The sequence below is a fragment of the Staphylococcus gallinarum genome (assembly GCF_000875895.1).
GTDB lineage: Bacteria > Bacillota > Bacilli > Staphylococcales > Staphylococcaceae > Staphylococcus > Staphylococcus gallinarum.
In genome coordinates this window covers 174,837-186,960 of record NZ_JXCF01000026.1, presented here as the reverse complement: position 1 = coordinate 186,960, position 12,124 = coordinate 174,837, and the positions used below count along the sequence as shown (strand labels likewise).

The following is a 12,124-nucleotide window of genomic DNA, read 5'->3' as shown; positions in this document are numbered from 1 at the left end:
CCTATGTTAAATAAGACATAAATGATGTAGCTAATCCAAAATAGATTAACATACTAACAATATCATTAATTGTTGTTATAAATGGTCCACTAGCAACGGCTGGATCTATCTTCAATTTATTCATTACTAAAGGAATCATTGAACCAACTAATGTACCTACTGTCATTGCAATTGTCAAGCTTGATCCGACAATTATTGCTAAAATTGGTTGTCCATAAATAATCACAATGATAATACAGAGTAATATTGCACAAACCAAGCCACTTAAAAAGCCACTCCCTGCTTCACGTAAAGCAACCTTAAATTTACTTTCCTCATCAATTTCACCTGTTGAAATATTACGTACTGATACGGCTAATGATTGTGTCCCTGAATTCCCTGACATCCCGCTAATAATAGGAATAAATGCTGCTAGTAATGCAACCTTCGCTAATGTATCTTCAAATGAACCTAATATTGTTGCTGTAATCATGCCTAAGAACGTCAAGATGATTAACCACGGCAAACGTTTCGTTGCTGTTTTCAAAATAGAATCATTTGTCGCATCGACATCTGATACACCGGCTAAACGAGAGTAGTCTTCACTTGCTTCTTCATCCATAACGTCTAAGATATCATCGATAGTGATAATCCCTAACAAATGATCTTGATAGTCGACAACTGGCATTGCGATAAAGTCATAGTCTCGCATCTTCTGTGCTACATCCTCTTGGTCGTCGGCAGCATTAGCACTAATGACACGTTCACTCATAATGTCTTCGATATAAGCATCATTTTCTGCAACAATCAAATCTCTCAGTGATAACACACCTGCTAATTGTTTATCATCATTGACAGTAAATATAACGTAAATTGTTTCAGCATCTGGAGCTTGTTCTTTAACATGCATCAATGCTTCCTTTACTGGCATTGTTGCTTTAAGCGAAATATACTCGGTAGTCATGATACCACCGGCAGTATCTTCTTCATAATGTAATAACGCTTTGATTTCCTTAGCGTCCTCACGATTCATCAATGTCAGTAAACTGACGACCTTTTGCTTAGACAATTGGTTCATAATATCAACGGCGTTATCATATGACATATCCTCTAACACTTTACTCGCATATGTAGCATCCATCGTATCAAACAATGCCTCATAATCTTCTTCATCAATTTCTAGTTGTTCGAAGAAATCTGCAACCTCTTCTGGCGATAATACTTCATAGATTCGTTGACGAATATCATCATCACTGTCTTCAAAATATTCACTTTGTTCATAGTTGTGCATTGATAAAAATTCTTCTCTAAACGCGTCAATCTGATTCTCATGTAGTAATCGATCGAGTAAATCTTTATCATATACCTGTTCGTCCTCTAAAGTGATTGAATCTCTTTCATTTGCCATATTCACACCTCCATGAATGATTAAATTATAGCATATTAAATTTTGTTTCTATTGTGTCATATTGATCAATTACTTCAATTTTTTGGTTTGTTATTGGATGTATAAACGAAACTTTTTTACATCCCAATAATTGATGATTATATATATCCTGTTTTCCACCATACAAATCATCACCGACTAACGGGTGTCCTATATATTGAAAATGAACACGAATTTGGTGCGTTCTACCAGTTAACAATTGGACCTCACATAAGCTATATTGTGATTTAACCTTTAATCTTTGAAACATTGTTTGTGCATACTTTCCAGAATCATGAACATGACGTTGAATGATACTATCTGGGTGCCTCGCAATGGGCGCTTCTATCATGCTCTGTTGTTTCACTTTCCCATGACAAACACAAATATATCGTTTATCTATAGACGTTTGCGACATTAAATGATGAATATAACCGTGTTTAGCAATAATTACAATGCCTGAGGTATTTCGGTCTAAACGTGTGACTATATGTGGTGTTAACTCGAGGGAATGTTGTTGAAAATAGCTCAACACTTGTTCTACCAAACTTTTATGTTTATGGTCTCTAGAAGGCGCACAATTTTGCTCTGTTGGTTTAGATACAATAAGCAAATATTCGTCTTCATACAAAACAGTAAGTGCTTTATCATAAGGCACTAAATTACCACTAGGTTGCTCTTTGGGTAATTGAATGCATAAGCTATCACCTTCCAAGAGTTTGTGTCTAACGGTTACTGGTTGTCCATTAACTAATAAAGCGCCATTACGTTTAATGGCGCTTATACTTTTCTTTGAAAAATCATTATTTTGTAAAAAAGCTTTAACTGTTTCGTGATGACGAATATGAAAGTTAAATTCCATTATTCATCTTCTCCACTAGAAATAAATGAATCATGAACCCTTTTCCAGAATGGGAAAGGTCTAAATCTTGCAAATCTTACCTTTTCATTAGCAACTCGAAATTGTATTGCATTTACATTTTTATGTTTGATACTCACATGATCAATAGACGTCAATATTGTATCGTGATTAACTGGTGTAATTAAACAAGTATGATGCTTTGGCAATACTAAAGGTGAACCTACTGTTCTAAACACTCTATTGTTAATAGAAGCAATTTCGGCAATTTGCATTGCTTCTAATGATGGGTGGATTAATGCACCACCTAAAGCTTTGTTATAAGCTGTTGAACCTGATGGCGTTGACACACATAAACCATCACCTCTAAAGCGTTCAAATTGATTACCACGTATATTAACGTCTACAACTAAAGTAGAGCCATTTTCAGTCTTCATCGTTGCTTCATTCAATGCTAAATAACGTGTTTCATATCCGTTATCATTATAACGTACGATAATCTCGAGCAATGGATATTCTATCACTTGGAATTCAGAATTGTTTATTTCTATGATTAACTTTTCAACCTCGTGAGGAAGCCAATCAGCGTAAAAGCCTAAATGTCCAGTATGTACACCGACAAAGGCACATCGAGACAACATATGGCTATATTGATGGAATGCTTGAAGTAAAGTCCCATCACCACCAACTGAAATAACAATTTCAGGATTATCTGGATCTTCAACCATTTGGAAATCTTTCATATGATTAATCATTTTATGCTTTAATGCATTTGATTTCGAATCACCTTTAGATAAAATTGTATATCGCAAGATTGCACCTCTCTAGTTATCATTTTGCTTTTTTGCGCGCTTTTTAGAATAATATTTTTGCGCTTCTTGAATTTCTTCTTTGATTTCTGACATTTCTTCATCTAGTAAAAATGCTGCCTCGGCTGCTCTCTCTAATCGATGTTGGATTTCAGGTGGATAATCACCATCATATTTGTAACGCAAGGTATGTTCTATCGTTGCCCAAAAATTCATCGCCAACGTTCTAATTTGAATTTCCGCTAAAATCTTTTTCTCCCCTTGTAAAGTTTCAATCGGATATTCAATTATGACATGAAATGAACGATAACCACTTTGCTTTGTATTACTAATGTAATCACGCTCTTCTACAACTTTAAAGTCTTGTCGTTGTCTCAATAAATTGACTACGACATCAATGTCATCGACAAATTGGCACATTAAGCGCAAACCAGCAATGTCATACATTTCCTCATGCAATCGATCAAAAGGAATGCCACGTTTATTTGCTTTATCAATGATACTTGTCATTGGTTTGACTCTACCTGTGACAAATTCAATTGGCGATGCATTATCATCAACCTCATATTGTTTTCTAAGGCCCTTTAGTTTCACTTTCAATTCATCGACTGCTTGTTTATAGGGCGACAAAAATTGATCCCATTGATTCATTGTGCCTCACTCCGCTTCACTCTAATTCGAAAGTCTCTTCAACAACGGAAACAAACTCCTTACCATAATTTGAATTACCTTGGATATTATCCAATATGTAATTGAATTCTCTTTCGAAATGTTCTAATTCTAAATCATCATTAACTATAATCTTTTTACCCTTATTTTCATGTAACATCGACCAAGTTTCTTGTACAAAGATTAGATAGGAATACGATTGCCCATCATCTAAAATATACGCAAAACTATAATTATCACTGTCAACAAGCATTTGTCCAGCTTCCTGTAAACCTTCTGTTGACGCTACTGTATAACAATTTATACTATCCTCTGTTACTTTAATCTCATTTACATATATACGCATGCTTGTTCCTCCTTATTCCCCACTATTTTAACATAATTTGAAGTTACATAACACGTTACATGACTACTCAAATATCATCAACCGATGTTCGCTATTAAATTATTTTTCAAAATAATGCACTTCAATTTAAATTATTCGCTCTGTAGTTTAAAATTAATACATTAATTGCCTAAACTTAGGAGTGTATATATTGTCAACGAATAATGAAATTGAATTTAAACAACTTTTGTCGCAAACAGAATATCAACAAATTTACGACACGTATTTTAAAGGAATTATTCCTTTTAGCCAAACGAATTATTATATTGATACCCCAGATTTCCAATTAAAAGCACATAAATCTGCCTTAAGAATTCGTGTTAAAGCCGATTATAATGAAATGACTTTAAAGGTCCCAGCAGAAGTTGGTTTAATGGAGTATAACTTTGAGACCTCTATTGTCCCACAGCTAGATAAAGTTATAACTCCAGATACAATACCACCAGACATTATAGAGCAACTTAAACAGATGGATATAACATTAGATGAATTAACTATCTTAGGAGCACTTACAACGAATCGTGTTGAAAGTAAGGTGTCAGATAATTTACTTGTACTTGATCACAGTAGCTATTTAGACCAAGAGGATTATGAATTGGAATATGAAGTGAGCGATTATAATCAAGGACTACAGAACTTCAAATCATTGTTAGAACAATTCAGTATCCAACACCAAACACCTGATAATAAAGTCCAAAGATTCTTCTCACGCAAAGCAAAACTCAACGAAGAATAGTCAACACAATTGCCTAAAAGTCGAATTACTTCCAAATGTAAATATTCATGTTATATTAGTATTATATTAAGAGAACATGGTGATAATATGACGCAAACACCTTATGAAATTATAGGACAAGATGCCTTATATAACATGATTGATTACTTTTATTCACTCGTAGAAAAGGATGATAGAATTAATCATCTTTTTCCGGGAGATTTTAGTGAAACAAGTCGAAAGCAAAAGCAGTTTTTGACGCAGTTTTTAGGTGGACCGCCATTATATTCAGAAGAACATGGTCACCCTATGTTAAAAAGACGTCATTTAGATTTTAAAATTTCAAATTATGAGCGTGACGCTTGGCTCGAAAATATGTATAGTGCAATACAACATGCACAATTGCCAGCAGGTGTCGGAGATTATTTATTTGAAAGATTACGTTTAACAGCAAACCATATGGTAAATTCCGAAATTTAATTGTAGGTGAAAAAAACATGACTGAAGAACTAAAATTGATACATGCTAATAGTCGTGAAGATGCAAATCTTTCACCTGTGAGTAAAATAGAAATTTATTCATTTTTCGATCCATTTAGTAAAGAATGTTTTAAACTATCTGCAATACTCTCAAAACTGAGAATTGAATATAAGCAATATGTCAGCATTAGGCATATACTTAACCCTTCATTACGTGTTTTGACAAAGTGCCAAGCACAAAGTACATCAGACTTAGACAATATTGCACTATCTTATAAAGCTGCCGAATTACAAGGTAGATTACGTGCAGAACGCTTTATTCATCTTGTACAAAATGAAATCATCCCTAAGCGAGACATCATCACAGAATCTATGGTTAATAATTGCATTACCAATGCCGGCCTCGACTATGAGGTATTCAAGGAAGACTTACACAATAGTTGTCTTAAAGAAAGCTTACAAGTTGATTTGCATATTGCTAGAGAAATGGATATCGAAGAAGCGCCTACTCTTGTATTCTTTAATGAAGATGTACATGAAGAAGGTTTGAAAGTTGAAGGTCTATATCCGTATCACATTTATACGTATATCATAAATGAACTCATTGGTACTACAATTGAAAAAGAATTACCACCAAGTTTAGAAGATTACATCAAACAACAACAATTAGTAACTAAAGAGGAATTATTAACTATTTATGAGTGGCCTGAAAAACTGATGAATAAAGAACTTAAAAAATTAGCATTGCAACAAAAAATTGAAAAATTGCAATCTCCAGAGGGCAAATTTTGGAGATCAAAAATTTGAAACACGCTTTTTATGTTTGATAAAAAACATATTAAACTTAGCTATGAAGAAATCTATTATGATAGATATTTTCATAGCTATTTTTTGTTATAGAACTTAAGGCCCTTAAATTCAACATAACTATTACTTAGATGCATGAATTCTATTTATATGAATAGCTATTTTCAATACTTTAGTATGATTGACTCGTTTTCTAAGAATGCTGTCTCACCCTTTGTCATCGACTGGCATAACTTCAACAAGTGTCTCACCAATATACAACTCTAAAACATTATAGAATGCACTCAAATACTCAGCCAGAATTTATGATTTTATATATAAAAAAGAGCTAATCCTTCAAGGATTAGCTCTCTTTTGTATGATTTGGTTTGATGTCGAAAACACTCTATTTTTGTTATAAATTATTACCATTTATATATAATACCTATGGAATTGCATTTTCTAATATTACTCAAGATGAAACTATTTATATTACTAACTTTAATTAAATATTTACTTACAACTACTGCTAAAGCAAATTATTTTGATTACTACTTACTAAATACAGCAAATCTTTTTTGAATATGATTACCTTCTATTGCCTCATCAACCATTGCAATTGCATAATCAGCATAACTTACACTAGTACCAATTACTTCATCATCACTAATTTGATATTCACCAGTTCTTTCACCATCAACTTGAAAATCAGGTGCTGGGCTAATAAATGTCCATAATACGTCATTGCGTTCTTGTATTTCATTTAATGTTTTAGTTTGTGCCAATGCAGTTTTCTTAAACATTTCTGGGAAATCAGGTGAATCTACTAATCGCATAGTGTGTGCTTCATCCACAAATAAACTTCCTGCTCCTCCAATAATCAACAAACGTTGGTCACTATGACTCACTAAGTCACTTAATAATGCTAATGATTTACTATGCTGATCCAATTTATCCTGATCTGGTTGACCAAATGCATCAATAATTACATCAAATTCTGCAATATCCTCTTTTGTTAAATCGAATAAATCTTTTTGAATGACTTGTGTGGCTTTTGTTTTATTTTCACTACGCACTATGGCTGTTACGTCAAGCCCTCTTTCTACCGCTTCATTTGTTATTAATTTACCTGCTTTACCATTCGCTGCTACGACTGCTATTTTCATAATTAACCAACTCCTACATGTATTAATTTTAGATACAAGTTAATTATAGTTACTTCTCTTTATGATGTCAAATATATGTTCCTGTGAAATACAAGTGAGATATTATTTAAAAAAGAGCATAAAAAAAAACGCCGTGTCTGATTACACGGCGCTAAACAAAGGGGATGGGAGAAATTTTTTCACTTCTAACAAAGGGGTATGTTTGTTATGTGATTAATTTCATGTTTATAATATAACACGGTCAAATGACCCTTTCAAGCATTTAAATTAAATAAATGCACTTTGTCACAAACTTGTCATATTGAAAACGAATTCATTCATACTAAGCTTTCATAAGCTTTTCAAATGCATCCAATTTCTCTTCAAATACTTTACATGCTTGCTCAATTGGTTCAGGAGTTGTCATGTCCACACCAGCATTTTTTAATATTTCAATAGGATAATTTGAACTACCTTTTTTCAAGAATTCATTAATATAACGTTCTACAGCTGGTTGACCTTCAGTCAAAATTTGATGACTCAAACTTTGTGCTGCACTATAACCTGTAGCATATTGATAAACATAATAATTCATATAGAAGTGAGGAATTCTAGACCATTCTTTGCTAATGTTTTCATCCGTTTCAACAGAATCACCGAAATATTGCTTATTTAATTTAGCATATTCTTCATTCATTCTATTAGCAGTTAATGGTTCACCTGCTTCTTCAATTTGGTGAATCTTATGTTCAAATTCTGCAAACATTGTTTGTCTGAATAATGTTGCTCTAAAGCGTTCTAATTCTTGATTTAGTAATAACAAACGTCTATCATCATCTAAATGTTGATCCATATAATGACTTAATAGAGCTTCATTACATGTAGATGCAACCTCAGCCACAAAGATAGTGTAATCACTTGAATTTGAAGGTTGGTGCTTTCTACTGAAATAACTATGTGCAGAATGGCCAAATTCATGTACTAAAGTATATAAATCAGATACTGTATCAGACCAATTTAATAAGATAAATGGGTTTGTTAAATGCGCACCAGATGAATAGCCACCAGAGCGTTTACCTTTATTCTCAAATACATCTACCCAACGATTATTCAAGCCTTCTTCGACGACCTTCATATACTCTTCACCCATTGGTTGTAGTGCCTTAATCATCCAATCTTTTGCTTCTTCGTATGGCATTTCAAATTTTACATCTTTAACTAATGGTGTATATAAATCATACATTTTCATATCATCTAATCCCAATAGTGACTTACGTAACTCTGTGTAACGATGTAGTAATGGTAAATAATCATGAACTGTTTTAATAAGGTTATCATAAACAGTTTCTGGTATATGATTAGAACTTAGTGCTGCTTCACGAGCACTTTTATAATTGTGTGATCTTGCGTTAAATACATTTTTCTTAACTTCACCAGCTAATGTTGAACCTAATGTATTATTAAATGCACCGTATGCTTTATATAAATTTTCAAATGCTGATTTACGTAATACACGGTCATCTGATTCTAAACATTTAATAAATGTGCCTTGTGTTAATGAATGTGCATTACCGTCTTTATCAATTGCATCTTCAAACTCTAAATCTGCATTGCTAAACATACCATAAACATTATCCGCAGTAGATAAGGCATCTTGTGCTTCTGTTAATAATTTTTCCTTATCTGCACTCAATACATGTGGACGCTTTTCGTTAATCAATTTAAGATCAAATGCATATCGTTTCAATGCTTCATTTGAATCTACAAATTCTTGAATGGTAGATTCGTCAATTTGTAAAATTTCAGGTATTAAAAAGCTCCAACTAGAACTAAATTTGATAATCAGTTGATATGCACGTGATTCAAGTCCTTTATATTTATCATTTGCTGTATCTTGATCCTGCTTTAGATGCGCATAAACATAAATTTTTTCAAGTTTAGAACCAAGTTCATCTTCTAAAGCTAAGGCATGGTATAGCTTTTCAGAACTATCACCTAAGTGTCCTTTAAACTGTTCCTCTTTACCTAATTCACCTTCTACTTCCTTAAAGGCAGCTTCAAATGCTTCGTCATTTTCAAATATAGTTGATAAATCCCATGTATATTCTGGATATTTACGTTCTTGTTCTTCTCTTGTTAATTGTTGACTCATAATATGCTGTAAACCTCCTATATAATTCCTTATCTTTAATTTTCTCATTTCAGCGGTTTTTTTGCACGTTATTACAATTGAAAATACGATAATATAATTTAAATTGATTTACAATTGATTGTACAATCTCTGTTTGATTCATATCATTTAAATAAAATGTATTAAATTTGAGTAATTCTTTAAAGCTGTCTAAAGTATAAGTCCCTGTATAGAATAAATAATACAGTTGTAACTGCCAATAAACTGGATGTGATTGAATAAATAACTGCTCCTTGAATATCAAACCAAAGCAATTACACACATCATTGATTTGTAATCTTAAATTGTAAATGACGCTTAATGTTGGTTCTAACACTGAGTGACGATGCTGACACTGGTTTATGTATTGCTTTACTTTGCTATAGCTCAACTTATATAACTTTATATCTTCTGAAATTTGATTTGTTAAAATAATTTCAACGGGCGAAATCACCTTACATTGCGCCCTAAATGACTTACCACCTAAAAATTGAATATTATAATACAACAATAATTTCTGATTTACCCAGTCCCAAGCAAACAATGTTCTATTACGTGGATTAATAAATGCCCGTTGAAAACGAGTCAAGAACAATAAATATTTACGTTTATTATAATTAGGATTCTTTATAATCCATACTACATTTAAATTATTTAATGTTAGACCATTTGTTCTTTTCAACACGAAATCACAATTAATTTGAGAAAATTGAATTTCAATGGCATATCTTTGTTCAACTACGATATCAGGATACTGCAATGCCGATTTAATATAAGGTTCAATACTTACCGCATATCCGTAAACTTTATAATATTCTGCTAGTTTATATTTTAATAAGTAATGTTCAGCACCTTCACCTTTATTACAATATGCGTCATCCTGTTTATAATGTGCGAAATGTGCAATCTTTTTTGTCCCATCGCGCAAATATACTTTATGTGAACAATGTGGACACCAATAAGTAAACTGTCTGTTGGCCCTACGTGCATCAATGAGTTGGTGTAATTGATCAATTGCATATATCATTTTCTCACCTCATAAATATACACGTTGTAGAAAGGATTATTACTCTTTTTATATAAAAAATTAAAAAAACCTATCAAAGTAATACTTCGATAGGTCTATCTATTGATGCTTTCATTAAAGCTTGCTTTATTCTGATGTGCTTGGGAAATATCGACGAACTTGTGCTGCAACATTATGGCTCATAATAATTTTTGCATAGTCATTTAGATAAACTTCTGTCTTATCTGTTGGATATGCGAATTCAAGTAATTGACTATAACTATCATTAATTGTTTCTTGATCCACTGTTGCATCAAAATGAACAGCATAGTAATAAACATTGTTAAAACTATATAATAAATCTTCAAATTCGTCTGTCTTAGGATCATTATGGTAAGCAAATTCGATTACTTCTTCTAAATCATCAAACTTAACAATAACAGTGCGAACATCTTGTGGTTTGCGTTCTTTACGACCTTTAGGTTGCTCATTAGTCTTTTGTTGTTGTCTTTGATCGAATAGCTCTTCTAAGCTATCATCTTGTTCAAATGTTTGTGATAATAATTCATTAACTTGATAATCAAATTGTTCATTTTCATCATCGTCATCTGACATATTAACCAAGTCTTCATTCTTAGATTTAGAAATTGTAACTTCTACGCCCTTTTCAAACGCATGCACTTGAATCCAAAGTGGGCCTTCAACGACAAAATCTTCTTCTTCATTTATTTCTTCCATCATATTCCAAAAGAATTCTTCCCCACGCTTACGATTTGTCCATAAATCTTCACGCTTAAATCCTCTTGCTTCAATATCACTATATGTTATAAATAATTTAACAGTAGTATCGTCAACTCGCTCTATTCTCATATCATCTCACTCCTTACAGTCGATGAATAGTACTCATTATTGTATTAGAATATATAAAAAATTACAATTCTTTTGTTTGATTAAATTTCACCTTTTTCTATCCGGTTACTTATATTAACATATACCCTGACATAAGCCAAAAAAACAGCACGCTTTAAACTATAATTATAACGCATAAAACAATTGAAAATCAGATGAGTTGACCTAGTACGGTAGTTATCTGTTATGGTACAAAAAAGAAACCATAAAGCAACACTATGCAATGCTACTTTATGGCTCAATCTTTGATTTGTTATGTGTTGATTAGTCAACCATACGTTGCGCTTCTTGTAATTGGAACGTACGCACTTTTCTAGGTAAAAAACGTCTAATTTCATCTTCGTTATATCCAACTTGTAAACGCTTGTCATCTAAAATGATTGGACGGCGTAATAAACCTGGATTGTCTTGTATAATAGAATATAAGTCTTGAAGTGGTAATGCATCAATATCTACATTTAATTTTTGATAAGTCTTAGAACGTGTAGAAATGATTTCGTCTGTTCCATCTTCAGTCATTTTTAAAATTTGTTTGATTTCGTCAATTGTTAAGTGTTCTGAAAAAATGTTACGCTCCGTATACGGAATGTCATGTTCTTGTAACCATGCTTTCGCTTTACGGCAAGATGTGCAACTTGGTGAAGTAAATAATGTTACCATACATCTCACTCTCCTATTTTTCATGAATAAAATTCATTTGATTTCATTATTTATATGATTAAGAAATACTAAGTATCTTCCTCTTCCTAACCTTACAATACACAGTATACCCTTCTAACATTAAAAT

13 protein-coding genes are annotated in these 12,124 nt (G+C 32.4%); 3 read left to right on the top strand and 10 right to left on the bottom strand.

What is annotated here, in order from left to right; translation table 11 throughout:
• Position 1: 1 nt before the first annotated feature.
• From mgtE to SH09_RS11650, 5 genes are read right to left on the bottom strand one after another with little or no spacing between them, the layout of a single operon-like run.
• Positions 2-1,387: a magnesium transporter gene (gene mgtE / locus SH09_RS11670; protein ID WP_042739823.1), complete on the bottom strand. Its 1,386-nt coding sequence runs from the start codon at positions 1,385-1,387 to the stop codon at positions 2-4.
• A 25-nt stretch (positions 1,388-1,412) separates the two neighbouring features.
• Entirely contained in the window at positions 1,413-2,267 is an 855-nt protein-coding gene (locus SH09_RS11665) for an RluA family pseudouridine synthase (protein ID WP_042739822.1), read from the bottom strand.
• The gene (locus SH09_RS11660) at positions 2,267-3,076 is read right to left on the bottom strand and encodes an NAD kinase (RefSeq protein WP_042739821.1); all 810 of its coding nucleotides are present in this window, start codon (positions 3,074-3,076) and stop codon (positions 2,267-2,269) included. Before SH09_RS11660 ends, SH09_RS11665 begins: the two co-directional genes overlap by 1 nt.
• 12 nt (positions 3,077-3,088) lie before the next feature.
• Positions 3,089-3,724 (bottom strand): GTP pyrophosphokinase, encoded by a 636-nt coding sequence (locus tag SH09_RS11655; protein WP_042739820.1) that lies wholly within the window; start codon positions 3,722-3,724, stop codon positions 3,089-3,091.
• A gap of 16 nt (positions 3,725-3,740) precedes the next feature.
• A complete protein-coding gene (locus SH09_RS11650; protein WP_042739819.1) occupies positions 3,741-4,088 on the bottom strand; it encodes a UPF0738 family protein in 348 nt (115 codons plus the stop codon).
• A gap of 190 nt (positions 4,089-4,278) precedes the next feature.
• Between SH09_RS11650 and SH09_RS11645 the strand changes: the two genes are divergently transcribed.
• The 3 genes from SH09_RS11645 to yjbH all read left to right on the top strand — a co-directional run bounded on the left by SH09_RS11645 (position 4,279) and on the right by yjbH (position 6,128).
• On the top strand, positions 4,279-4,863 hold the full coding sequence (locus SH09_RS11645; RefSeq protein WP_042739818.1) for a CYTH domain-containing protein: 585 nt from the start codon (positions 4,279-4,281) through the stop codon (positions 4,861-4,863).
• 87 nt (positions 4,864-4,950) lie between these two features.
• On the top strand, positions 4,951-5,322 hold the full coding sequence (locus SH09_RS11640) for a truncated hemoglobin YjbI (RefSeq protein WP_042739817.1): 372 nt from the start codon (positions 4,951-4,953) through the stop codon (positions 5,320-5,322).
• A gap of 17 nt (positions 5,323-5,339) precedes the next feature.
• On the top strand, positions 5,340-6,128 hold the full coding sequence (yjbH, locus tag SH09_RS11635; RefSeq protein WP_042739816.1) for a protease adaptor protein YjbH: 789 nt from the start codon (positions 5,340-5,342) through the stop codon (positions 6,126-6,128).
• Positions 6,129-6,658: 530 nt separating this feature from the next.
• On the opposite strand, the gene SH09_RS11630 is transcribed toward yjbH, so the two are convergent.
• The 5 genes from SH09_RS11630 to spxA form a co-directional block, all read right to left on the bottom strand.
• Positions 6,659-7,273, bottom strand: coding sequence for an NAD(P)-dependent oxidoreductase (locus SH09_RS11630; RefSeq protein ID WP_042739815.1), 615 nt, complete (start codon positions 7,271-7,273; stop codon positions 6,659-6,661).
• A 322-nt stretch (positions 7,274-7,595) separates the two neighbouring features.
• Positions 7,596-9,404 (bottom strand): oligoendopeptidase F, encoded by a 1,809-nt coding sequence (gene pepF / locus SH09_RS11625; protein WP_042739814.1) that lies wholly within the window; start codon positions 9,402-9,404, stop codon positions 7,596-7,598.
• Positions 9,405-9,453: 49 nt separating this feature from the next.
• Positions 9,454-10,449 (bottom strand): competence protein CoiA, encoded by a 996-nt coding sequence (locus SH09_RS11620; RefSeq protein WP_042739813.1) that lies wholly within the window; start codon positions 10,447-10,449, stop codon positions 9,454-9,456.
• A gap of 126 nt (positions 10,450-10,575) precedes the next feature.
• Positions 10,576-11,298: an adaptor protein MecA gene (mecA, locus tag SH09_RS11615; RefSeq protein WP_042739812.1), complete on the bottom strand. Its 723-nt coding sequence runs from the start codon at positions 11,296-11,298 to the stop codon at positions 10,576-10,578.
• Between the two features lie 303 nt (positions 11,299-11,601).
• A complete protein-coding gene (gene spxA, locus SH09_RS11610; RefSeq protein WP_040030144.1) occupies positions 11,602-11,997 on the bottom strand; it encodes a transcriptional regulator SpxA in 396 nt (131 codons plus the stop codon).
• Positions 11,998-12,124 lie beyond the last annotated feature (127 nt).

Excerpts from the sequence above, each read along its gene's own strand:
- SH09_RS11665 (WP_042739822.1), bottom strand. The coding sequence starts at position 2,267 with ATGGAATTTAACTTTCATATTCGTCATCACGAAACAGTTAAAGCTTTT.
- SH09_RS11650 (WP_042739819.1), bottom strand. The coding sequence starts at position 4,088 with ATGCGTATATATGTAAATGAGATTAAAGTAACAGAGGATAGTATAAAT.
- SH09_RS11655 (WP_042739820.1), bottom strand. The coding sequence starts at position 3,724 with ATGAATCAATGGGATCAATTTTTGTCGCCCTATAAACAAGCAGTCGAT.
- pepF (WP_042739814.1), bottom strand. The coding sequence starts at position 9,404 with ATGAGTCAACAATTAACAAGAGAAGAACAAGAACGTAAATATCCAGAA.
- SH09_RS11620 (WP_042739813.1), bottom strand. The coding sequence starts at position 10,449 with ATGATATATGCAATTGATCAATTACACCAACTCATTGATGCACGTAGG.
- mecA (WP_042739812.1), bottom strand. The coding sequence starts at position 11,298 with ATGAGAATAGAGCGAGTTGACGATACTACTGTTAAATTATTTATAACA.
- mgtE (WP_042739823.1), bottom strand. The coding sequence starts at position 1,387 with ATGGCAAATGAAAGAGATTCAATCACTTTAGAGGACGAACAGGTATAT.
- yjbH (WP_042739816.1), top strand. The coding sequence starts at position 5,340 with ATGACTGAAGAACTAAAATTGATACATGCTAATAGTCGTGAAGATGCA.
- SH09_RS11640 (WP_042739817.1), top strand. The coding sequence starts at position 4,951 with ATGACGCAAACACCTTATGAAATTATAGGACAAGATGCCTTATATAAC.
- spxA (WP_040030144.1), bottom strand. The coding sequence starts at position 11,997 with ATGGTAACATTATTTACTTCACCAAGTTGCACATCTTGCCGTAAAGCG.
- SH09_RS11630 (WP_042739815.1), bottom strand. The coding sequence starts at position 7,273 with ATGAAAATAGCAGTCGTAGCAGCGAATGGTAAAGCAGGTAAATTAATA.